The organism is Nguyenibacter vanlangensis (genome assembly GCF_038719015.1).
In the GTDB taxonomy this organism is placed as follows: Bacteria; Pseudomonadota; Alphaproteobacteria; order Acetobacterales; family Acetobacteraceae; genus Gluconacetobacter; species Gluconacetobacter vanlangensis.
Genome location: NZ_CP152276.1, coordinates 2,277,437 through 2,299,252, shown reverse-complemented (window position 1 = coordinate 2,299,252; position 21,816 = coordinate 2,277,437). Strand labels below are relative to the sequence as shown.

19 protein-coding genes, 1 tRNA gene and 1 pseudogene are annotated in these 21,816 nt (G+C 67.8%); 13 read left to right on the top strand and 8 right to left on the bottom strand.

Features of this window, described 5'->3' with window-relative positions:
- Positions 1-14 precede the first annotated feature (14 nt).
- The 5 genes from AAC691_RS10710 to AAC691_RS10690 all read left to right on the top strand — a co-directional run bounded on the left by AAC691_RS10710 (position 15) and on the right by AAC691_RS10690 (position 4,095).
- Positions 15-1,580 (top strand): efflux transporter outer membrane subunit, encoded by a 1,566-nt coding sequence (locus AAC691_RS10710; RefSeq protein WP_342630045.1) that lies wholly within the window; start codon positions 15-17, stop codon positions 1,578-1,580.
- A 149-nt stretch (positions 1,581-1,729) separates the two neighbouring features.
- A complete protein-coding gene (gene dksA / locus AAC691_RS10705; protein ID WP_176639938.1) occupies positions 1,730-2,143 on the top strand; it encodes an RNA polymerase-binding protein DksA in 414 nt (137 codons plus the stop codon).
- Positions 2,144-2,224: 81 nt separating this feature from the next.
- Positions 2,225-2,299 (top strand) — tRNA-Thr (locus tag AAC691_RS10700).
- A gap of 123 nt (positions 2,300-2,422) precedes the next feature.
- Positions 2,423-2,596 (top strand): hypothetical protein, encoded by a 174-nt coding sequence (locus tag AAC691_RS10695; RefSeq protein ID WP_323992591.1) that lies wholly within the window; start codon positions 2,423-2,425, stop codon positions 2,594-2,596.
- Between the two features lie 503 nt (positions 2,597-3,099).
- A complete protein-coding gene (locus tag AAC691_RS10690) occupies positions 3,100-4,095 on the top strand; it encodes a hypothetical protein (RefSeq protein ID WP_342630044.1) in 996 nt (331 codons plus the stop codon).
- Between the two features lie 45 nt (positions 4,096-4,140).
- Here AAC691_RS10690 and AAC691_RS10685 read toward each other — a convergent pair whose 3' ends face one another.
- Both AAC691_RS10685 and AAC691_RS10680 read right to left on the bottom strand, forming a co-directional pair.
- Entirely contained in the window at positions 4,141-5,097 is a 957-nt protein-coding gene (locus AAC691_RS10685) for a glycosyltransferase family 2 protein (protein WP_342630043.1), read from the bottom strand.
- 52 nt (positions 5,098-5,149) lie between these two features.
- Positions 5,150-6,247 (bottom strand): hypothetical protein, encoded by a 1,098-nt coding sequence (locus AAC691_RS10680; RefSeq protein WP_342630042.1) that lies wholly within the window; start codon positions 6,245-6,247, stop codon positions 5,150-5,152.
- 459 nt (positions 6,248-6,706) lie between these two features.
- Here AAC691_RS10680 and AAC691_RS10675 point away from each other — a divergent pair, with 459 nt between their 5' ends.
- Entirely contained in the window at positions 6,707-9,880 is a 3,174-nt protein-coding gene (locus tag AAC691_RS10675; protein WP_342630041.1) for a methyltransferase domain-containing protein, read from the top strand.
- Between the two features lie 25 nt (positions 9,881-9,905).
- Here AAC691_RS10675 and rfbD read toward each other — a convergent pair whose 3' ends face one another.
- From rfbD to AAC691_RS10645, 6 genes are all read right to left on the bottom strand, one after another.
- Positions 9,906-10,820, bottom strand: a complete 915-nt coding sequence (gene rfbD, locus AAC691_RS10670; protein ID WP_342630040.1) for a dTDP-4-dehydrorhamnose reductase — start codon at positions 10,818-10,820, stop codon at positions 9,906-9,908.
- Positions 10,820-11,371, bottom strand: coding sequence for a dTDP-4-dehydrorhamnose 3,5-epimerase (gene rfbC / locus AAC691_RS10665; protein ID WP_342630039.1), 552 nt, complete (start codon positions 11,369-11,371; stop codon positions 10,820-10,822). Before rfbC ends, rfbD begins: the two co-directional genes overlap by 1 nt.
- Positions 11,361-12,308 carry a glucose-1-phosphate thymidylyltransferase RfbA gene (rfbA, locus tag AAC691_RS10660; RefSeq protein ID WP_408906083.1) on the bottom strand — a complete coding sequence of 316 codons (948 nt, stop codon included), beginning with the start codon at positions 12,306-12,308 and terminating at the stop codon, positions 11,361-11,363. Before rfbA ends, rfbC begins: the two co-directional genes overlap by 11 nt.
- Positions 12,305-13,375, bottom strand: a complete 1,071-nt coding sequence (rfbB, locus tag AAC691_RS10655) for a dTDP-glucose 4,6-dehydratase (protein WP_342630038.1) — start codon at positions 13,373-13,375, stop codon at positions 12,305-12,307. The genes rfbA and rfbB overlap by 4 nt, the downstream gene beginning before the upstream one ends.
- A 132-nt stretch (positions 13,376-13,507) precedes the next feature.
- Positions 13,508-13,657 carry a DUF3309 family protein gene (locus AAC691_RS10650; RefSeq protein WP_323993317.1) on the bottom strand — a complete coding sequence of 50 codons (150 nt, stop codon included), beginning with the start codon at positions 13,655-13,657 and terminating at the stop codon, positions 13,508-13,510.
- A gap of 80 nt (positions 13,658-13,737) precedes the next feature.
- On the bottom strand, positions 13,738-14,424 hold the full coding sequence (locus tag AAC691_RS10645) for an AIM24 family protein (protein WP_342630037.1): 687 nt from the start codon (positions 14,422-14,424) through the stop codon (positions 13,738-13,740).
- A gap of 208 nt (positions 14,425-14,632) precedes the next feature.
- Between AAC691_RS10645 and AAC691_RS10640 the strand changes: the two genes are divergently transcribed.
- From AAC691_RS10640 to phoB, 7 genes and pseudogenes are all read left to right on the top strand, one after another.
- On the top strand, positions 14,633-14,806 hold the full coding sequence (locus tag AAC691_RS10640; RefSeq protein ID WP_342630036.1) for a hypothetical protein: 174 nt from the start codon (positions 14,633-14,635) through the stop codon (positions 14,804-14,806).
- 240 nt (positions 14,807-15,046) lie between these two features.
- Positions 15,047-17,305, top strand: coding sequence for an EAL domain-containing protein (locus tag AAC691_RS10635; RefSeq protein WP_342630035.1), 2,259 nt, complete (start codon positions 15,047-15,049; stop codon positions 17,303-17,305).
- Between the two features lie 148 nt (positions 17,306-17,453).
- Positions 17,454-18,423 (top strand): annotated as a pseudogene (gene pstC / locus AAC691_RS10630) (phosphate ABC transporter permease subunit PstC).
- Positions 18,424-18,508: 85 nt separating this feature from the next.
- Positions 18,509-19,411, top strand: coding sequence for a phosphate ABC transporter permease PstA (pstA, locus tag AAC691_RS10625; RefSeq protein ID WP_342630193.1), 903 nt, complete (start codon positions 18,509-18,511; stop codon positions 19,409-19,411).
- Positions 19,412-19,496: 85 nt separating this feature from the next.
- Positions 19,497-20,279, top strand: coding sequence for a phosphate ABC transporter ATP-binding protein PstB (pstB, locus tag AAC691_RS10620; protein ID WP_342630034.1), 783 nt, complete (start codon positions 19,497-19,499; stop codon positions 20,277-20,279).
- Between the two features lie 19 nt (positions 20,280-20,298).
- Positions 20,299-20,994, top strand: coding sequence for a phosphate signaling complex protein PhoU (phoU, locus tag AAC691_RS10615; protein WP_176640802.1), 696 nt, complete (start codon positions 20,299-20,301; stop codon positions 20,992-20,994).
- Between the two features lie 45 nt (positions 20,995-21,039).
- Entirely contained in the window at positions 21,040-21,759 is a 720-nt protein-coding gene (gene phoB, locus AAC691_RS10610) for a phosphate regulon transcriptional regulator PhoB (protein WP_342630033.1), read from the top strand.
- Positions 21,760-21,816: the final 57 nt, after the last annotated feature.

The window sequence follows — 21,816 nt, the reverse complement described above, 5'->3', positions numbered from 1 at the left end:
CTTGGCGGGCCGCGGTGCTGGCTGTATCGGCCGTGGCCAGCGGATGCGCCGTCGGGCCCGATTACCACAAGCCCGCGCCGTGGGCCCCGCCGCATTGGGCCGGGTCGGGCGCCGTGCCGCCGACCGGGCCCGCGACCGGACGGGTGGTCAGCGACATTTCGGACGCGACCCCCGATCCGGCCTGGTGGAACGTGTTCCACGATCCCGAATTGTCGGCGCTGGAACGCCGCGTGGCGTCGCAGAACCTGACGGTCGCCGTCGCCACCGCCCGCCTGGCGCAAAGCCGCTCGCAACTGCGCATCGCGGGGGCCGAGCGCTATCCGGGGCTGAGCGCCGCCGGATCGTACAGCCGGGTGCAATACAGCACCAAGGTGCTGCAGCGCATCGTCAGCAGCATCGGGCAATCGGGCGAGCTGCCGCTGGCCAATACCACCAACCTGGCCGACGAATCCGGCAAGTTCACCATCCCCGTGCTGGATATGTGGAGCGACAGCATCGACGCGACGTGGGAGGTCGATCTGTGGGGGCGCGTCCGCCGGCAATATGAGGCCGCGTCCGCCGACCTCGACGCGTCGATCGAGGCGCGGCGCGGGGTGCTGATCGCGCAGATGGCCGAACTGGCGCGCGACTACATGATGCTGCGCGAGGCCCAGGCCGAGCTGCGCATCCTGCTGGATAATCGCGACACCGCGGCGCAGACGGTCGCGCTGAGCCGCCAGCGCAACGCGGCCGGCCTGGTCAGCGAACTGGACGTGCAGAGCGCGCAGGCCCAGCTCGACGCCGTGACGGCGCGGATTCCCCAGACCGAACAGCAGATCGCCCAGCAGGTGAACGCGTTGAGCCTGCTGCTGGGCGCCCCGCCCGCGGCCCTGGCGGGTGAGCTGCTGACGGATACCGCCATCCCGCCGGTCCCCCCGCGCGTGCCGGTCGGCGTACCGTCCGAACTGGCGCGCCGCCGCCCCGACATCCGCCAGGCCGAGGCGCAGTTGCACTCGGCCACCGCCCAGGTGGGCGAGGCCGTGGCCGAGTTCTATCCGCGCGTGACCATCAATGCCGGGTTCGGGTTCCAGTCGCTGTCCTTCCGCGACCTGGGGTTCTGGAACGCAAAGACGTGGAATGTCGGCCCCTCGATCAGCCTGCCGATCTTCCAGGGCGGGCGGCTGCGCGGCCAGTTGGAACTGCGCCGCGCGGCCCAGCAGGAGGCCGCGATCACCTATCGCCGGACGGTGCTGGGGGCGTGGCATGAGGTCGATGACGCGCTGACGGCCTATCGCGACGAACAGATGCGCCGCGACAGCCTGCAGCGGCAGGTCGCGTCCGACCAGCGCGCGCTGGACCTGGCGCGCGACCAATATCGCCACGGCATGGTAACGTTCCTGACGGTGCTGGATGCCGAACGGCAGGTCCTGGGGGCGCAGACCGACCTGACGGGCAGCACCGGCGCGCTGTCGCGCGACCTGGTGCAGCTTTACGACGCGCTGGGCGGCGGGTGGGAAAGTGCGTTCCCCGAACGGATGCCCGCCCGCGTCCCGATGGCCGCGCGCGGTCCGGCCGCGACCCCCGCGCATGCGCCGGCCTGATCCGGTCGGCCGGGAATCGGCTGGAAAGGCGGATTCCCCGGCCTTTCGGGGTTGGCGGATGGCGGCCGGCAGCGTATAAGCCGCCCGTTTCGCGGCGGGCCCCTGTCCGGCGAGGACTCGTCCGGGGGCGAAATTCAAGGACGCGCATCATGATAACACTTCCCCCCGATTACCGCCCCTCGGAAGACGAGGACTTCATGAACCCGCTGCAGGTGGAGTATTTCCGCCAGAAGCTGCTGAAATGGCGGGCCGATCTGCTGAAGGAAGCGGACGAGACGCTGGCCAGCCTGTCCGAGGGCGGCATTCATGAGGCCGATATCACCGACCGCGCCAGCGTGGAAACCGACCGCGCCCTGGAATTGCGCACCCGCGACCGGGCGCGCAAGCTGATTTCCAAGATCAACCAGGCCCTGCTGCGAGTCGAAAACGGCTCCTATGGCTATTGCGAGGAAACCGGCGAGCCGATCGGCCTGAAGCGTCTGGAAGCCCGTCCCATCGCCACCCTGTCGATCGAAGCGCAGGAACGGCATGAGCGGATGGAAAAAATTCACCGCGACGACTGATCCCGGACGGGGGCCGCCGCTTTCTGTTCGGCAGGGGTTGCAACCTGCGAACGGAGACGGTAGGAAGCGCCCATCCACGCTGCTGCTGTAGCTCAGTGGTAGAGCACTCCCTTGGTAAGGGAGAGGTCGACAGTTCAATCCTGTCCAGCAGCACCATGATTTCCCTTTTCTTCTTCCATTCGTGCATTGCATCGTGTGCCTGACGGCCGGCAGGGCCGGTTTGTCGATCGCGGCCGATGCGCCATATCCTCGGCCCGGGCGGATCGGGAGGTCACGGACATGTCCACGCATTACGGTGGGAATGAAGCCCTGTCGCGGCTGATCGACGAGGCCAGGGATCGCGTGCAGTCGCTGGCCGCACGCCTGCGCGGGGAAGAGGCGAGCGAGGAGACCCGGCGGCTCGTCGCCGACCTGGCGGATCTGCTGGACGGCATCGGCGATATGGCGCGTTGAACCGGACGCGTTGAACCGGGCGCGCTGACCCGTTCGTCCGCAAGCCCAGGCGGGGCGTTGGGGCGGGGCGGTGGGGGCGTGGCGCCGGCCAAGGGGTCCAGTGTTCGCGGCCGGCGCCACGACCCTGATCTCGCCATCCGATTCCGACCGAAATATGGCGCGCATGACGGCCGGCCTGCCCTGCGCCGCGTCCGACGATCAATTATCCTTGATTCCTTAAAAGATAATTCACGGATGCGAAGACGCGGCCGATCGGCGGCGATGTAACAATTGGAAATTAGGCAAGGGCGCATCGGGCACGTAAAGATAAAACATCAATTCCGCTCCCCCGTCTTCAGAAGAAGGGAGCCGCCTTTTGCTAAAAATCATGTTTTTCCGTGCTCTAGGGGGCATGACCTCTGCCGGCTACCCGTGGGTATCCCTATGCGGGCTTATGAAAATATTGGAGCGTCCGAGAACTCTTCCCGATGACGGAGGGCGTCCGGCCGCGAGAGATCCGACAGATGCATATGAATTCCGGTCATGTGATCGTCGTGCTGGGCATGCACCGCAGCGGCACCAGCGCGATCACCAAGGCGCTGCAGGTGCTGGGTGTCTCGCTGGGCGAGAACCTGATGTCGCCGGCGGCCGACAACCCGACGGGATTCTGGGAAGACAACGATGTGTGCCGCGTCAACGAGGCATTGCTGCGGCATATCGAGGCGGCCTATGACCATCTCGGCCTGGTCGGTTCGCTGTCCTGGCCGCATCCGGTCCTGGCCGAATTGCGGGCCGAGGCTGCCGCGCTGCTGAAGGCGCGGCTGGCATCCTGCGGGGGGCTGTGGGGTTTCAAGGATCCGCGCACCTGCCGGCTCATGGATTTCTGGCGTCCGGTGCTGGAGGCATCGGGTTGCAGGGTCGGCGTCGTGCTGCCGCTGCGCAATCCGCTCAGCGTCGTGCGTTCGCTCGAACGGCGGGAGCGGATGCCGGCCGAGCGGGGCTACATGCTGTGGCTGGAACATGTCGTCTGTTCGGTTCTGTCCACCGGGGACGTGAAGAACCGGGTCATCGTGGATTACGACCGCATGATGGAAGATCCGTCGCGGCAACTGCACCGCATGGCCGACCGGTTGGGCATGGCGGTCGATCCCGTGGCCTGCAGGGAATTTTCCAATTCCTTCCTCGATGAAACGCTCCGGCATTCGCGCGGCTCGTTGCGCGAGCTGGCCAGGGATTCCCGCGCCCCCCATGCGGTGTCCGAACTGTTTCACATTCTGTCCGATTGCGCCGACGACCGCGCCGACCTCCAATCCCGCGACCTGTACCTGGCCTGCCTCGACGTCGCGCGGTCGATCGAGACATGGCGGCCGTTATTGACCTATTACAACCGGCTGGAGGACAGCCTTGCCGAGCCGGTCGAGGCGCGGAACCGCTGGAGCGTAACCGAAATCCGTGCCTTGCTCCGGCCGGGCACGCTGGCGCGTTCGGTCCTGGGCGCCCTTCCCGAGCGGCGCAGATGACGCAGATGATTGGCGCAGATGACCGGTGTGACGGGCCGGCGGTCGTCAGCGCGGCGAATCCGTGACGGTTTCGACGATGAATCGGGGGCGGCGCTTCGTTTCCAGATAGATCTTGCCGATATACTCGCCCAGCACGCCGATGGACAGGATCTGAAGCCCGCCCAGGGCCAGCAGAGGCAGCATCACCGAGGCCCAGCCGCTGACGACGGTCGCGCTGAAGACGAGGCGTTCCAGAAGAACCCACAGGCCCGTAATGGACGATGCAAGGAAGACCACGACGCCGAACGCGGCGATCATTCGGAGCGGGAGCACCGAAAAGGACGTGATGCCGTCGATCGCCAGCGCCAGCATCTTCCCGAGCGTATATTTGCTGTTTCCGAATTCGCGGGCTTGTCGCTCATATGGGATGATCGACGTTTTGAAGCCGATTGTGGGGATGATGCCACGCAGAAACAGATTGACTTCGTTATGCGCCAGAAGCACGCGAAGCGCCCGCTGCGACATCAGCCGGTAATCGGCATGATCCTCGATGACATTGACCCCGAAAAGGGTCAGGAGCCTGTAATACGCGCGCGCGGTTCCCTTCTTGAAAATCGTGTCGCTCGTGCGCGAGGATCGTACGCCCAGGGCCAGGTCGAATCCGCCCTGGTACGCAAGCAGCATCGCCTCGATCGCGTTGATGTCGTCCTGCAGGTCGCAATCCATCGTGATGACGGCATCGGCGTCCGCATGGCTCAACCCGGCGAGCATCGCGTTCTGATGGCCGAAATTGCGGGACAGTTTCAGCCCGACGACCCGGGCCGGCTCGGCGTGCGCCGCGATGATGGTCCAGGTGCGGTCCGCACTGCCGTCATCGACCAGGATGACGCGCCAATGGCGCAGCGCGAAGCGCGGGTCGGATTGCAGGCCGTCCAGGTAGGAAAGAATCCGCGGCAACGTAACGGGCAGCGCGTCTTCCTCATTATAGCACGGGATGACGACGTCTAGGCTGTAGGGGGTCATTCGGACGGTCCGGCTGGCGAGATGAAGAATGGTCGGGAAATAAAGGCGCGCGTCACATCAGGAACCGGGAGCCCTGGTACCAGAGGATGACGAACAGGGCCTGAACCATGGAAAAGACGCACAGGATCAGCGAGAAGACGGGACGGGGCAGTTTCTGCAGGAACGCCGACACGAGCATCAGCGTCACCGGATTGGCGTAGATATATCGCGTGCTGGACCACAGGCCGGTGGCTGTCGAGAGCAGAAGCGTCAGCGCGACGAGAACGGATTCCAAGACGAATCCCGACAGGAATGCCCACAGGACGAGGCAGGCTGCGACGAGGCAGGCGAGCGCGAAATAGGTCAGGCTTTCCTCATGCCCGGGCAGGAACGCCGCGGCGGTCAGGTCGCGGGCGCGGAGCCCGTGCCAGATATGCGCCACCGGATTGCCGGGATGGCGCCCCCAGGCCGTTTCGATATGCTTGAAGGCCAGCGCGTCCCCCACATGGACGTGGAGATAGAGCATATAGCCCAGCAGCCCGATTCCCCCGACCGAACCCAGAAGGAGGCATTGCGCAACGGCCCGGGCCACCGATCGCGCGGTGTCCGTCCCTTGGACGCGGGCATGCAGACAATGCGCGACCATGCGGGCGCCGCCCAGGACGGCCAGCAATGGCGCCGCCGTCGGACGGCTGGCGGTGAAGAAGGCCGCCACGGCGGACGCCAGCCACGTCCTTTCGCCACGGAGCAGGAACAGAAGGGCGATCAGGAGAATTCCATAGAGCGTCTCGGTAAACGGGACCCTGAAATACAGGCTGAACGGTGAGGCAAGAAAGACGAGAACGGTCATATAGGCGTTCGTCTCGCGTCGTTTCGTCTTGAGGTACAGGGCGCTTGCCACCGCCATCAACGGAAAGAGCGCATTGTTCAGAACGACGCCGCAAAGCTGATAGCTGAAGCCCGTAGCGGCATGGATGGCGCGCAGCAGCAAGGGGAACAGCGGGAAGAACGCCCAGTTTGCCTGCCCGTTGTCATTGCCGCCGAGGTGAGGGTGCAGATCGTACCCGGCAGACGCGATGCCGATATACCAGCCGCAATCCCATTCGCATGCCGAATAGGAAAAGCCGCTGAAGACTTTGGCGACGGCGACATAATACAATAATATGGCCACGTGGCAAAATAACGTGAATGCAAGAAGCCGTGGGATGTCCGTCGTGGCGTCTTTGGCGACAAGTTCGCTTTCAATTTCATGAATTGTTTGCCACATCGAGGGGGTAGGAATTCGGGTCATGTTCTGGCTTCTCGGAAAAAAATATCGGTAAAAACTTTTTTACAATTTATATTCGTCGCCGTATATCATAGGCTCGGTTCGGATCTATTGAAAATCGTGCCTGTCTGTTGCTGGCGCGCCATGTATGATTTGGCTTTATCCCGTGGCGGGCAGGGTCACGGAACCGGTCCTTGGCATTCGCGTTGGCTGCGTCTTGGGATGTCATATGATTGTCTTATTGTGTGCTCACTCTATAAGCATATGGCTAGCGATTCGGTCACGGGGGTTGCGCGCCCGTGGCCTGGATCGGATTGATCTTGGATCCCCGATGCTCCGTCGAGGATCGCGTAAGAGGACAGAATGGGTGAAGTGATCCGCCGGGAGACCGCCAAAAAAACGTTCGAATTCAACGGAGAGCGGTTCACTTCCGACGTATCCGGCCAGATCGCGATCGAGCATTATCACCGTTACCTGCTGGCGCGGGCCTTCTGTCGGGGCCGGTCGGTCCTAGATGTCGCGTCGGGCGAGGGGTACGGGGCCGCGCTGCTGGCGCAGGTGGCGGCATCGGTGACGGGGGTGGAGATCGACGCGGCGTCGGTGGCGCATGCCGCCGAATCCTTCGGGCGGCCGAATCTGCGTTACCTTCAGGGGGATGCCCGCGCGCTGCCCTTGCCCGACGACAGCATCGACGTCGCGGTCTCGTTCGAGACGCTGGAGCATCTGGACGATCAGAACCGCTTCCTCGCCGAAATCCGGCGCGTCCTGCGCCCTGACGGGCTGCTGGTCATCAGTACGCCCGACCGGATCGTCTATTCCCCCGCCGGCGCGCCGCCCAACCCGTTCCATGTCCACGAACTGACCGCGCGCGAGTTCGAATCGGCGCTTCGTTCGGTTTTTCCGAACGTCACCCTGATGGCCCAGCGGCCGATGATCGGTTCGGCCATCCTGCCGTCCGGCCAGGGGGGGGCGCCGCTGGTCTTCGACCGGCAGGGGGAGGGGTATTTCGAGGCGACGGACTACATGCCGCGGGCCCCTTATCTGATCGCCTTCGCCTCGGCGGCGGCGCTGCCGGAACTGTCCGCTTCGCTCTATATCGAGCGCAGCGACCTCGATACCGATCCGCGCGTGCGGGCCGATGCCGAACTGGCGATGATCGGGATGCGGGGCGCGCTGGAAAAGGCACAGGAGAAGGCCCAGGCGGATCGCGAGCGGGCGGCGGCCGATCTGTCCGACCTGCAGGCGCGCCTGGCTGCGCTGTCCGCCCGGGCGGACAGCGCGGAGAATGCCGCGCGGCTCAGCGCGGCGGACGCGATCGCCAAGCAGAACGCCGCAACCGGCCTGTCCCGGCAACTGGCGGCGTCCGAGGCGCGATTGCTGGCGATGGAGACCAGCACGAGCTGGCGGCTGACCGCGCCGGTGCGCCGCCTGGTCGAACGCCATCCGCGAACCGGACGCGTGGTGACGCTGGGCGTGAAGGCGGCATGGTGGACCCTGACCGGGCAATTGCCCGCGCGTCTGCGGCTGCGACGCCTTCACCGCGCGCGCAGCGCCGCCTTCATGCCGCCGGCCCCGGCGGATTTCGACCCGCCCTTGCTCGACACGCCGGACGGGCCGATTCGCCTGCGGACCAGCGACGCGCCCCGCGTGTCGGTCATCATCCCGACCTACGGACAGGACGATTTCACGTTGCGCTGCCTGGCGTCGATCGCGGCCTATCCGCCGATCGCCGCCATCGAAGTCATCGTGATGGACGACGCATATCCGAAACGGCAGGACCCGTCTTTCCTGCAGGCGCGCGTCGCGGGCGCGCGCATCGTCCGCAACGCCGGCAATCTGGGTTTCCTGCGGACCTGCAACGCGGCGGCGGAACTGGCGCGCGGGGAGTATCTGTTCTTTCTGAACAACGATACCCAGTTGCGCCCCGGCGCGATCGACGCACTGGCCGACCTGTTGCTGGCGCGCCCGGATATCGGCATGACCGGATCCAAGCTGGTCTACCCCAACGGCCTGTTGCAGGAGGCCGGCGGCATCATCTGGCAGGATGCGACCGGCTGGAACTTCGGGCGGAACCAGGATCCGGGCCGCCCGGAATATAATTACCGGCGCCCGGTCGATTACATCTCGGGCGCCGCGATCATGATCCGCCGCGACCTGTTCGAGACGCTGGGCGGGTTCGACACCGATTTCTCGCCGGCCTATTATGAAGACACCGACCTGGCGTTCCGCGTGCGCGCGGGCGGCTTCGGCGTGGTCTACGAACCGCGGTCGGTCGTCGTCCATTACGAGGGCATGTCGCACGGGACGGACCTGGCGTCGGGGGTCAAGGCCCATCAACTGGTCAATGCGAAGCTGATGCGCACCCGCTGGGCAGAGGTGCTGGACCGCAGCCATTTCGCAGGGGCGGCCGACCTGGTGCGCGCCTATGACCAGGCGCGGGACCGGAAAATCATCCTGGTGATCGACCATTATGTTCCCGAACCCGACCGGGACGCCGGATCGCGCACCATCATGGGGGTCCTGCGCAGTCTGGTCGAGTCGGGCTGGGTCGTGAAATTCTGGCCGCAGAACCGCGCCTATTCGCCGGTCTATACGCCGGTTTTGCAGGATATGGGGATCGAGGTCCTGGACCATCGCCGGCCGGACGACCTGGGGGCGTGGCTGGCGCAGCGCGGCGACGCGCTGGACTGCGTGCTGGTCAGCCGGCCCTCGGTGGCGATGGAGCTGCTGCCCCCTCTGCTGGCGCATCGGCGGGCCCGTCTGTGCTTCTACGGCCATGACCTGCATTTCGAGCGGATGCATCGCGAGGCGATGCTGACGGGCGATGCCGGGCAGATGCGCGCGGCCGAGGAGATGAAGCAGATCGAGCGCCGCATGTGGCGAGCGTTCGACACCAGCATCTATCTGTCGCAGGAGGAAGTGGACACGGCGCGGAAACTGGAGCCCGAACGGGATTTCCGGGCCGTCGTCCCCTATGGTTTCGCCGATTTCACCCATCGTGACCGCGTGACGCCGGGCAGCACGATCCTGTTCGTGGCGGGTTTCGCCCACCCCCCCAACGAGGACGCGGCGCTCTTCCTGGTCAATGACGTCATGCCGCTCGTGCTGGCGCAGCGCCCCGACGCCAGGCTCCTGCTCGTCGGGTCCCAGCCCTCGCCGGCCGTCAGGGCGCTCGCCAGTGCGATCGTCACGGTCACCGGCTGGGTCAGCGACGCGCAACTGGATGAATATTACGGCGCCAGCCGTGCCACGGTCGTCCCCCTTCGCTTCGGCGCGGGCGTCAAGGGCAAGGTGGTCGAGGCCCTGCGCCAGGGCGTGCCGTTGACGGTCACGCCGATCGGCGCCGAGGGGATCGACGGATTGCCCGACATCCTGCCGATCTCCCGCACGGCGCGGGACATCGCGGACGACCTGCTGCGGATGCTGAATGACGATGCCGCCTGGCTGGCGCGATCGCATGCGCAGACCCGCTTTGCCCAGGCCCGTTTTTCGGACGAGGCGGTACGCAGGTCGGTCATCGCCGCACTGGAGCCGTAGGACGGGACCGGAACTCCGGCCGGCGCTACGGCGCCGGCGCCGTCAGCGTGGCGACGACCTTGGCGACGCTGTCGCGCCAAAGGGGCAGGCGGACGCCGAAGACGTCGTGCAGGCGGGTGCAGTCGAGGCGTGAATCGGCGGGGCGGGCCGCCGGGGTCGGCCAGTCGGCGGTGGCGATGGCCTGGATCTCGGGCATCTTGTGTCCGGCTCGGGCCGCGTCCTCCAGCGCCGCGGTGGCCAGGCCGTGCCACGTGGTATCGCCCGTGCCGGCGGCGTGGAAGAGGCCGGCATACCCGGCCTGCCAGCCGGTGCGGCCGATCCGTTCGGCGATGGCGAGGATGGCGGCGGCCAGGTCGTCGGCGCTGGTCGGGTTGCCCCGCTGGTCGCCGACCACGCGCAGGACCGGGCGCTTGGTCGCGGCATCCAGCATGGTGCGCACGAAATTACGGCCATAGGGCGAATAGACCCAGGCCGTGCGCAGGATGATCGCACGGTCATGCGCCTGCAGGATCGCCCGCTCGCCGTCCAGCTTGGTGCGGCCATAGACCGTGCGCGGCGATGTCGGGTCCGTCTCGGCATAGGGCGTGCCCTTGGTGCCGTCGAACACATAGTCGGTGGAGACATGGATCAGCGGAACGGCCCGGGCCGCGCAGAGTTCGGCCAGGCGGGCCGGGCCGTCGCGATTGGCGCGCTCGGCGGCGGCGACCTCCTGTTCCGCGGCATCGACCGCCGTCCAGGCGGCGGCGTTGACCACCAGGCCGGGGACCACCAGGCCGGGCGCGGCCGCATCCAGGGCCGCCTCCAGCGCGGCGTCCAGCGTCTCGGGCCGGTCGAAATCGATGGCGGGCCGCCCGAGACGGTGCAGGCCGGGACGCCCGGCCATGGCCAGTGCGGTGGCAAGCTGGCCGGACCGGCCGATCACCAGGATCGGGGACACCATCAGAACCAGTTCCGTACGGCCGAGAAACCCGGCGCCTCGGCGTCCTTGTCCGACAGGATGGCCTCGCCCGGCGCGACCGGCCAGGGGATGTCCAGTTCCGGCGCATTCCACAGCACCGACCGCTCGCAGTCGCGGTTCCACAGCGCGGTGCATTTGTACTGCACCTCGGCATTCTCGGTCAGCGTGCAAAAACCGTGCAGGAAGCCCGGGGGAATCCAAAGCTGCGATCCGTTTTCGGCGTTCAGTTCGGCCGCCACCCAGCGGCCGAAACTGGGCGAATCCTGCCGCGCATCCACCGCGACGTCCCAGATCGCGCCGCGCGTGCAGCGCACCAGCTTGCCCTGCGCGTGGGGCGCCAACTGGCAATGCAGGCCGCGCACGACGCCGCGCTGGCGCGACAGGCTGTGATTGTCCTGGACGAAGACGGCGTCGATGCCGGCCTCCGCCATGCTTCGGCTGTTGTAGGTCTCGGAAAAGAACCCGCGCTCGTCGGCGAAACGCGGCGGCGTCAGCAAAAGAATGCCGGGGATCGAAAGCTGTTCAACCTGCATGGGGCGACTCGTGCTGTCCTTCCGCCAGTTCGTGCAGCATGCGGCCGAGCTCGGTCTTGTGCATGCGTGCCGCCGTCGCGCGCAATTGCGCGGCATCGATGAAGCCCATGCGGAAGGCGACTTCCGAAGGCGATCCGACCAGCATGCCCTGCCGGGACTGGATCGTCTGCACGAACAGGCCGGCCTGCATCAGCGCGTCGGGCACCCCGGCATCCAGCCAGGCGCAGCCGCGGCCCAGCCGTTCGACCTGCAGCGAGCCCTCCTGGAGATAAAGCCTGTTCAGGTCGGTGATCTCCAGTTCGCCCCGCGCCGAAGGCCGGATCTCGCGCGCCAGGTCCAGAACGCGGGAATCGTAGAAATACAGCCCCGTCACCGCCCAGTGCGAGGTCGGGCTGGCGGGTTTTTCCACCAGGTCGACGGCCCGGCCGCTCTCGTCGAACGTCACCACGCCATAGCGCTCGGGGTCGCGCACCTGATAGGCGAACACGGTCGCGCCCTGGCGGCGCCGCGCCGCCGCCTGCAGCAACTGGCCGAGGTGATCGGCGAAGATCAGGTTGTCGCCCAGCACCAGCGCGCAGGGCGCGCCCGCCAGCCAGTCGCCGGCGATCAGGAACGCCTGGGCGATGCCGTCCGGCGACGGCTGCTCGCGATAGGTGAAGCGGACGCCGAATTCCGAGCCGTCGCCCAGCAGGCGGCGGAACTGCGGCAGATCGTCGGGGGTCGAGATGATCATGATGTCGCGGATGCCCGCCAGCATCAGGGTCGACAGCGGGTAATAGATCATCGGCTTGTCGTAGACCGGCAGCAACTGCTTGCTGGCCGCCAGCGTCATCGGATGCAGGCGCGTGCCCGAGCCGCCGGCCAGCAGGATGCCCTTCATCGGTGTTTCGACCGGGGGTGTTTCGACCGGGGGCGTTTCGACCTTCGGTGTGCTCATGCCGCGGCTCCCGCCGGGGCGACGCCCAGCCGTTTCGTGCTGTCGTGGCGGGCCTGCAGCGCCGTCCACCAGTCGCGATTGTCCAGATACCATTGCACCGTGCGGCGGATCCCCGTCTCGAAATCGTGGCGGGCCCGCCAGCCGAGGGCGGATTCGGCGTGCGCGGGGTCGATCTCATAGCGGAAATCATGGCCGGGCCGGTCATGCACGTGGTGGATCAGCCGCGCATGCGGCCCGGCCGGATCGGGGCGCAGCTCGTCCAGCACGGCGCAGATCGCGCCGACCACCTGCAGGTTGCTGCGCGGCTGGCGCGCGCCGATGGCATAGGTCTCGCCCGGCCGGCCGCGTTCCACGGCCAGCACCAGCGCCTCGGCATGGTCGTCGACGAACAGCCAGTCGCGCATGTTGCCGCCGTCGCCATAGACCGGCAGGCCGCGCCCGGCGATGGCGTTGATCGTCACCAGCGGGATCAGCTTTTCCGGGAAATGCCAGAACCCGTAATTGTTGGTGGTGTTGGTGACGAAGGCCGGCAGGCCATAGGTATGCTGCCAGGCCCGCACCAGATGGTCCGACGCCGCCTTGGACGCCGAATAGGGGCTGCGCGGGTCATAGGGCGTGGTCTCGCAGAACGGCGCATCGTCGGGCTGCAGCGCGCCGAACACCTCGTCGGTCGAGACATGATGGAAGCGGAAGCCCGCGCGGCCGTCCGCATCCAGCCCGGACCAATACTCACGCGCCGCTTCCAGCAGCGTGTAGGTGCCCAGGATATTGGTGTGCATGAACACCCCGGGGCCGTCGATCGACCGGTCCACGTGGCTTTCCGCCGCCAGGTGCATCACCGCGTCGGGCCGGTGCGCGGCGAAGATCGCGCGCATCGCCGCGCCGTCGGTGATATCCGCGCGCACATGCACATAGCGCGGGTCCGCCGCCGCCGCCGCCGTCGACTCCCCGGTCGCCGCATAGGTCAGCTTGTCGACATTCACCACCGAATGTCCCGTCGCGCCAATGATGTGGCGCACCACCGCAGAGCCGATGAACCCACATCCGCCGGTCACAAGTATACGCATCGACCGTCCACCGTTCCGTCTCCAGTTTCCATCCCGGGCATGTCCCGTCTCATGCGGCCATCATGCAGCCCTGTGGCTAATGCATGATAGCGGCCTCTGCAACCGCGCGGCAATGGCGGCACCCGCCCCATCCTAGGCGCCCAGCAGGTACAGCAACAGGACGATCAGCAGGATCAATCCCACGCCGCCCGCCGGGAAATAGCCCCACCGGCGGCTGTAGGGCCAGGCAGGCAGCGCCCCGAGCAGCAGCAGGACGATGACGATCAGCAAAATCAGGCTCATCATGGCATGTCCGTTCGGCGCCGGAAAACCGGCGCCCGTTCCGCCATAACGGCCGGGGGACCGGCCGGTTCGCGCCGCGCCTACGCCCTCAGATAGGGCGCCAGCGTATGGGCGAGTCCCGGCATGGTCAGGGTCTGCAGCCAGACGCGCCCCGGGCCGGTCAGCCTGGCCAGGAAGAATCCGTCGCCGCCGAAGAGCTTGTTGCGGATGCCCGGCAGCATCGTGATGTCGAACGACACCGTGTCTTCGAACATGCCGACCAGGCCGGGATGCACGTCCACCGCTTCGCCTGGCGCCAGGTCGTGGGGCACGATCTCGCCGCCCAGCATGCTCCAGAACGTGCCCTGGCCGGCGACGCGCTGCAGGCGGAATCCGTCGCCGCCGAAAATGCCGGCCCCCAGCGACCGCTGAAGGGCCAGGTCCAGGGTCACGCCCGGCGTGGCGCACAGAAAACCATGGCGATGCACCAGCATGGCCCTGCCGCCGCCCACCTGGTGTTCCAGGATCTGCCCCGGTACCTTGGCCGCGAACGCGACCAGGCCCGGGCCGCCCTGGGCGGTGAATTCGGTCATGAACAGGCCGCCGCCGGCAAGCGACCGGCGGACCGCGCCGAACACGCCGCCCGCCCCCGCGCCCGACAGGGTGGTGGACAAGGCGACGTTCGGGGTCTTCCACGACAGCTCGCCCGTCTCGGCGATCAGCCGCTCGCCGGCCTCCAGCATCACGCGCAGGACCGGAAGGATCGTGCCGTCGATCGTCGTGCGCATGCCGGACCCTGTGCATGGAGAAGGGGAAAGAAGAGCCGGCAGCCTATCGCATCGCGCGGCGCGGCGGGAACATTTCGGTGAGACCGGGCCGAACCTGCCGGGCCAGGCATGAACGACAGGCAGGCCGGGGCGTTTTTCATGCCGTTCCCGGATCGGGCCCCAATATCGGCCCCAATATCGGCCCCAATATCGGGCAGAGGAGGACGTCATGACGTGGATTCTGCATAATAACCACGATAATGGCCACACCGTCGAGACGCCGTTCGCCACCGCGCATGAGCGCCGCACCGCGCTGGTCGCCGCCGCCATCGTCGTCGGCTTCGTCGCGACCATCATTCTGGCCTGCGCGTTCATGCCGACGATTCCGCTCTATCATTTCTGATCTCATGTTTCGGCATCCCGGCCCGGCGGAACGGCGCGCGACGAGGTCCCGCCGGCCGATCGGGGGAGGATTGCGCTCGTTGTTTTGGATAAGAAATAAATTTTCCCGGCCACGGGCGGTCCGGGCCATTGAAATGAGGCGATTTTTCATGCATGCGGGACAACGTTGCGCGCATGAGGAGGTGGCGATGTTCGACAGACCGTCCGTGCCGTCTTCCGGTCCCGACGCCCGCCGAGGGACGTGACTCCGCGCGACATGCCCGGCCTGGCGGACGGGGTGGATGCCGCGGGGCGGTACGCCACCATCGTGACCCAGAGCGACCGCCCGATGATGATCCTGGATTCGCTGGACCGGATCGTCTTCGTCAATCCGGCCTTCACCCGGGTGCTGGGCTATGCGCCGCACGAGGTGCTGTCGCGGGACGTGTCGGTGATGCTGTCGGCGCGCGAGGCCGACATGCCGGCCCTGCGCGAGTTCCGCGCCAATCTGGGCGCCCGCCGCAGTTTCGAGATCGACCTGCATGCGCGGGCGCGCGACGGGCGCGACCTCTGGTTCTGCTCCGCCGCCAGCCCGGTCGGGGGCGGCGCGGGGACCGAGGGCGAGACCGTCGTGGTGATGACGGACGAGACGCAGTACGTGGCCCTGCGCGACCTGCGCATGGAGGTCATGGCCGCCCTGACCGGGGCGATGGATTTTCCCGGCGTGATGGGACTGATCTGCCGGCTGATCGAGGACATTACCCCCGACGTCGTCGCCACGATCACGGTCCGGTCCGAGGACGGGTCGGCCTGGATGGCCGGCCGCCATGCCATGCCGGCATCGGTGGCCATGGCCTGGGCCGGCATGGCGATGGGCCCGATGACCGGCTGTTGCGGGGCGGCGGTCCATATGGGTGACGAGATCCTGGCCGCCGACATCGGCAGCGACCCGCGCTGGGCGAATCCGCTGCGCGACCTGGTCCTGCCGCTGGGGCTGGCGGCGTGCTGGTCCTCGCCGATCCGCATGCGCGACGGCACGGTGGCCGGCAGCCTGGCCCTGTATTTCCGGACCCGGCGCGAGCCCGCGCTGTGGCATCGGCGGGTGGTCGATGCCTGCCTGCTTCTGTGCACCCTGGCGATGGAACAGGAAAACGCGCGGACGCGCATCGCGCGGCTGGCGCATTACGACGCGGTGACCGGCCTGCCGAACCGCACCTGGCTGCGCGAGCACCTGCAGGCCGGGCACGATGGCGATGGCTGGGACGCGCCGACCCTGATCGCGGTCGATATCGACCGCTTCCGCGAGATCGGCGATGCGCTGGGGGCAGGCGGCGCGGATGCGATCGCCATCGGCGTGGCCGAGCGGCTGAAGACGGTCATCGGGGGGGACGACCTGCTGATCCGCAGCGGCGAGGACGAGTTCACCGTCGTGACCGGGCCGCCCCGGCCGACGGCGCGGCCTGGACGCGCGCCGGCCGCGGATCGCGACGGGGTGCTGGCGGTCGACCATGCCGCGTCGCTGGCCGGGTCGATCCTGCGCGCGGTGGCGCGGCCTTTCGCGGTCGACGGCGTGTCGGTCGGTTCGACCGCCAGCATCGGGATCTGTGTCGCCGTCGGCGCGGCGCAGCCGGTCGAAACCGTGCTGCGCCATGTCCAGATCGCGGTATCGCGGGCGCGCGATGCCGGGGGCGATACGTATCGCTTCTTCAGTCCGGAAATGAATCGCCGTGCGCAGGACCGGATCATCCTGGCCGGGGCGCTGGGCGAGGCGCTGTCGGACGGGCGATTGAGCCTGGTCTACCAGCCGCAGATCCGTCCCCGCGACGGCGCGCTGTACGGCGTCGAGGCGCTGGCCCGCTGGCACGACCCGGCGCAGGGGGATATTCCGCCCGCCCGCTTCGTTCCGCTGGCCGAGGAAAGCGGGATGGTCGAGGCGCTGGGGGAATGGGCGCTGCGCACGGCCTGCCGGCAGATGGCCGAATGGATCGCCGCGGGGATCGAGGTCCCGGCGGTGGCGGTCAATCTGTCGGCCCGCCATTTCCGGGACCCGCGCCTGCCGGGGGTGATCGCCGCCATCCTGGCGGAAACCGGCATTCCGCCCGGCCGGCTGATGGTCGAAATGACCGAGAGCTGCATGATCGCCGACGAGGCGCGGACGATCGCCGCCGCCCATGCCATCCGCGCGCTGGGCGTCGGCCTGTCGATGGATGATTTCGGCACCGGTTTTTCCAGCCTGGCGAACCTGGTCAACCTGCCGCTCAGCGAGGTCAAGATCGATCGCGGCTTCATGGGCGGGCTGGAGCAGGCCGGCACGGCCCATTCCATCGTGAACGCGGTGATCCGCATCGGCCAGAGCCTGGGCGTGACCGTGGTGGCCGAGGGGGTGGAGACGCGGCGGCAGTTGGAATTGCTCGACGACCTGGAGTGCCCCGTGGTGCAGGGATACCTGATGTCGCGGCCGCTGCGCGCGGGGCGGGTGCCGCACTGGCTGGCGGCCTGGCAATGTCAGGCCGGCCCCTGACGCGCGGTTTTCCGCCACGGAGGGGGCGGAAAACCGCGGATTGTTGTCATAAAAACTTAATCGGCCGCGCCGGGCTGGCTGATTGAAGCGGCGTGGGCCGAACGCTATGGGTGGTTCGGTTATGGACACGGCATCGGGATAGTGACGTATGCAGCGGATGCCGACCCAGGCCGCGCGGAACGATGTTCCGGCGGGGCGACGCGGATTCGGAAACGGCGGAGACGTGGTTTTCGCGGCTGCGGTGCGGCTGAGCGGGTGGTCGCTTCTGGCGCTTCTTGGGGGTCTGATCGGGGTTCTGGCGTGGGGCGGGGCGCAGGCATGGGGTGCGTTCGGCCCCGGCTTTGCGTGGAGCACGGCATGGAACCCGGTGTCGGAGCATTTCGGGGCGCTTGCGCCGGTGTTCGGTTCGGTGATGACGACGGTGCTGGCGCTGCTGATTGCGGTGCCGCTGGCGTTCGGGATCGCGTTCTGGCTGGTGGAGATGGCGCCGGGGTCGGTCGCGGGGCCGATCGGCATGGCGGTGCAGCTTCTGGCGGCGGTGCCGTCGATCATATTCGGGATGTGGGGCTTCTTCGTGATCGTGCCGGTGATGGCGCGGGTGGTGCAGCCGTGGGCGAACCGGCATCTTGGGCATGTGCCGGTGCTGGGGGTGCTGTTTCACGGGGGCGCCCTACGGGACGGGGCTGCTGACCGGTGGGCTGGTGCTGGCGGTGATGGTGACGCCGTTCGTGTGCGCGGTGATGCGCGACGTGTTCACGGCGATGCCGGCGCAGATCCGCGAGAGCGCCTATGGGCTGGGTGCGACGCGGTGGGAGGTGATGCGCAGCGTGATCCTGCCCTGGTCGCGTCCGGCGCTGGTGGGCGGCGTGATGCTGGGGATGGGGCGGGCGCTGGGCGAGACGATGGCGGTGACCTTCGTGATCGGCAACGCCAACCGGATCGGCTGGTCGCTGTTCGCGCCGGGGAACACGATCGCGTCGCTGATCGCGCTGGAATTTCCCGAGAGCGCGGCGGGCAGCCTGAAATTGTCGTCGCTGCTGGCGCTGGGCTTCATCCTGATGGTGATCTCGTTCGTCACGCTGGCCTGCTCGCGGGTGCTGCTGCGGCGGGGGGCGTGAGATGGCGGACCGGGAGAACGGGACGATGAGCGGCGGCGAGGTGCCGGGTGAGGCGACGCCGAGTGACGCGACGTCGGATGACGTGATGTCGGGAGAACTGGCCGGGGTGCCCGCGGCGCTGTCCGGGGCGGGCTGGGGGCGCGGCGGGCGGCTGGCGGCGCGGCGTCGGCTGGCGGACCGTCTGGCGACGGGGCTGAGCCTGGGGGCGACGGGGATCGTGCTGCTGGCGCTGGGCTCGATCCTGCTGACGTTGCTGGCGCGGGGGCTGCCCGGCCTGTCGGCGGGGACGCTGGTGCGGGTGATGACGCCGCCGGGCGGCGGCGGGGGGCTGGCGAACGCGATCGCGGGCAGCCTGGTGCAGACCGGGCTGGCGGCGGCGATCGGCACGCCGGTGGGGCTGCTGACGGGGATCTACCTGTCGGAATACGCGACCGACGGACGGGTGGTGGCGGTGGTGCGGTTCGTGTCGGACATGATGCTGTCGGCGCCGTCGATCCTGGTGGGTCTGTTCGTGTATCTGGCGCTGGTGGCGCCGGTGGGGCATTTTTCTGGCCTGTCGGGGGCGGTTGCGCTGGCGATGCTGTTCGTGCCGGTGGTGGTGCGGACGACCGAGGACATGCTGCGGCTGGTGCCGCTGACGATGCGCGAGGCGGCCTATGCGCTGGGGGCGCCGAAATGGCGGGTCGTGCTGCAGGTGTGCCTGCGGGCGGCGCGGGCCGGAGTGCTGACGGGGATCCTGCTGGCGGTGGCGCGGGTGTCGGGGGAGACGGCGCCGCTGCTGTTCACCTCGCTGGGGAACATGAACTGGTCGCTGTCGCTGGACGCGCCGATGGCCAGCCTGCCGGTGGCGATCTATCAATATGCAGGGTCGGCGTATGACGACTGGGTGCAACTGGCCTGGACGGGCGCGCTGCTGATCACGGCGGGGGTGCTGGTGCTGAACGTGGTGGTGCGGATGTGGCACCGGCGGCTGGGCGCGGGGCAGTAGGGCCATGGACGGTGCGCCGAGGGGACATCAGGGCCCGATGGGATATCAAGGCCCGATGGGACATCAGGGAATGAGGGACGGGGTGATGCAGGACGTGCCGGCGGCGGATGCCGCGGCGCCGGCGCTTTCGGTGCGTGGGCTGGATTTCTGGTATGGGGCGCACCGGGCGCTGCGGGACATCACGCTGGATTTTCCGGCGCGGCGGGTGACGGGGATGATCGGCCCGTCGGGGTGCGGCAAGTCGACGCTGCTGCGGGTGCTGAACCGGATGTATGATCTGTATCCCGGGCAGCGGGCGACGGGGGAGGTGACGTTCGACGGGCGGAACATCCTGTCGCCGGAGATGGACCTGAACGTGCTGCGGTCGCGGATCGGGATGGTGTTCCAGAAGCCGACGCCGTTTCCGATGTCGATCTACGAGAACATCGCGTTCGGGGTGCGGCTGCACGAGACGCTGACGCGGCCGGAGATGGATGCGCGGGTCGAGGACGTGCTGCGGCGGGTGGCGCTGTGGGGCGAGGTGAAGGACCGGCTGGGGACGTCGGCGACGGCGCTGTCGGGCGGGCAGCAGCAGCGGCTGTGCATTGCGCGGACGATCGCGACGCGGCCCGAGGTGATCCTGCTGGACGAGCCGACCAGCGCGCTGGACCCGATCTCGACGGCGCGGATCGAGGAATTGCTGGACGAGCTGAAGGCGGAATTCACGATCGCGATCGTGACGCACAACATGCAGCAGGCGGCGCGCTGCGCGGACCGTGTGGCGTTCTTCTACCTGGGGGAACTGGTCGAGGTGGACAATGCCGACCGCATGTTCACCGCCCCGCGTGAGCGCCGCACCCAGGACTACATCACCGGCCGCTTCGGCTGATACGGGAAGGAGGGGCAGCGTGGTCAAGGAACAGGCGCATACCGTCAGCTCCTATGAGCAGGAGCTGGGGCAGATCCGGGCGATGATGGCGCGGATGGGCGGCATCGTGGAAAGCCAGATGGCGCAGGCCATGGCGGCCATCGTCGACCGGGACGAGGAAGCGGCCATGGCCGCGTCCGAATGCGACCCGCAGGTCGATGCGCTGGAACGCGACGTCGAGGCGTTGGCGATCCGGCTGCTGGCGCTGCGCGCGCCGATGGCCGGCGACCTGCGCGAGATCGTGTCGGCGATGAAGATCACCGGCGACCTGGAGCGGATCGGCGATTGCGCCGCCAGCATCGCCCGGCGTACGCTGAAGCTGGATCCGGGCGACGGGCGCATGTCGGTGGGCGGGTTGCGCACCATGGGGCGGATGGTGCAGGAGAATCTGCGCCGGGCGATCGACGCGATGGCCCAGCAGGACAGCGAGGGGGCGATCGAGGTCTGGCAGTCCGATACCGCGGTCGATGAGCTGTATACCGCCATGTTCCGCGAGCTGGTGACCTATATGATGGAAGATCCGCGCACCATCCGGTCCTGCACGCATCTGCTGTTCATCGCCAAGAATTTGGAACGGATCGGCGACCACGCCACCAATATCGCCGAGCGCGTCTATTACGCCACCACCGGCGACCAGTTGCCCGTCGTGCGTCCGCGCGGCGGTCCCGCGGTTTGACGATCTGGCGGACGATCTGACGAAGGAGGAGACGTGTCGGGGGCAATGACGGACAGGGGCGACGGACGGGAGAACGCGCGCGCGCCTTATATCCTGGTCGTCGAGGATGACGAGGCGCTGCTGATGATGCTGCGCTACAACCTCGAAAAGCTGGGCTACGAGGTCGGCGCGGCCGAGGACGGGCCCGAGGCGCTGGCCCGCGTCGCGGCCCGCCGGCCGGACCTGATGGTGCTGGACTGGATGCTGCCCGGCCTGTCGGGGCTGGATGTCTGCCGCCGCCTGCGCGACCAGGAGGCGACGCGCACCCTGCCGATCATCATGCTGACCGCCCGCGCGGGAGAGGCCGACAATATTCGCGGCCTGGACACCGGCGCCGACGATTACGTGACCAAGCCCTGCAGCATCGAGGCGCTGCAGGCGCGGATCCGCGCCTTGCTGCGCCGCGCGCCGCCGGCCGACAACCTGCTGCGCTTCGCCGACGTCACGCTGGATACGGTGGCCCATCGCGCCGAGCGCAACGGCCGCACCCTGACCCTGGGCCCCACCGAATATCGCATCCTGGAATTCTTCCTGCGCCATCCGCGCCAGGTCTTCTCGCGCGAGGACCTGCTGCAGCGCGTGTGGGAACGCGGGGTGCATGTCGAACTGCGGACGGTGGACGTGCATATCCGCCGCCTGCGGCTGATCCTCAACGGGCCGGGCGAGGCCGACATCATCCGCACCGTGCGTGCCGCCGGCTATGCGCTGGATGATCCGCGCGCCTGAACCGCCGCGCGGCAGGACCGTGGCCGGCATCGTTCCTGCTTTCCGTCCCGGTCGCGC

Bases quoted from the DNA above. Each gene is read 5' to 3' on its own strand.
- dksA (WP_176639938.1), top strand. From the start codon at position 1,730: ATGATAACACTTCCCCCCGATTACCGCCCCTCGGAAGACGAGGACTTC.
- AAC691_RS10695 (WP_323992591.1), top strand. From the start codon at position 2,423: ATGTCCACGCATTACGGTGGGAATGAAGCCCTGTCGCGGCTGATCGAC.
- AAC691_RS10690 (WP_342630044.1), top strand. From the start codon at position 3,100: ATGCATATGAATTCCGGTCATGTGATCGTCGTGCTGGGCATGCACCGC.
- AAC691_RS10685 (WP_342630043.1), bottom strand. From the start codon at position 5,097: ATGACCCCCTACAGCCTAGACGTCGTCATCCCGTGCTATAATGAGGAA.
- AAC691_RS10675 (WP_342630041.1), top strand. From the start codon at position 6,707: ATGGGTGAAGTGATCCGCCGGGAGACCGCCAAAAAAACGTTCGAATTC.
- rfbD (WP_342630040.1), bottom strand. From the start codon at position 10,820: ATGGTGTCCCCGATCCTGGTGATCGGCCGGTCCGGCCAGCTTGCCACC.
- rfbC (WP_342630039.1), bottom strand. From the start codon at position 11,371: ATGCAGGTTGAACAGCTTTCGATCCCCGGCATTCTTTTGCTGACGCCG.
- rfbA (WP_408906083.1), bottom strand. From the start codon at position 12,308: ATGAGCACACCGAAGGTCGAAACGCCCCCGGTCGAAACACCCCCGGTC.
- rfbB (WP_342630038.1), bottom strand. From the start codon at position 13,375: ATGCGTATACTTGTGACCGGCGGATGTGGGTTCATCGGCTCTGCGGTG.
- AAC691_RS10650 (WP_323993317.1), bottom strand. From the start codon at position 13,657: ATGAGCCTGATTTTGCTGATCGTCATCGTCCTGCTGCTGCTCGGGGCG.
- AAC691_RS10645 (WP_342630037.1), bottom strand. From the start codon at position 14,424: ATGCGCACGACGATCGACGGCACGATCCTTCCGGTCCTGCGCGTGATG.
- AAC691_RS10640 (WP_342630036.1), top strand. From the start codon at position 14,633: ATGACGTGGATTCTGCATAATAACCACGATAATGGCCACACCGTCGAG.
- pstA (WP_342630193.1), top strand. From the start codon at position 18,509: ATGTCGGGAGAACTGGCCGGGGTGCCCGCGGCGCTGTCCGGGGCGGGC.
- pstB (WP_342630034.1), top strand. From the start codon at position 19,497: ATGCAGGACGTGCCGGCGGCGGATGCCGCGGCGCCGGCGCTTTCGGTG.
- phoB (WP_342630033.1), top strand. From the start codon at position 21,040: ATGACGGACAGGGGCGACGGACGGGAGAACGCGCGCGCGCCTTATATC.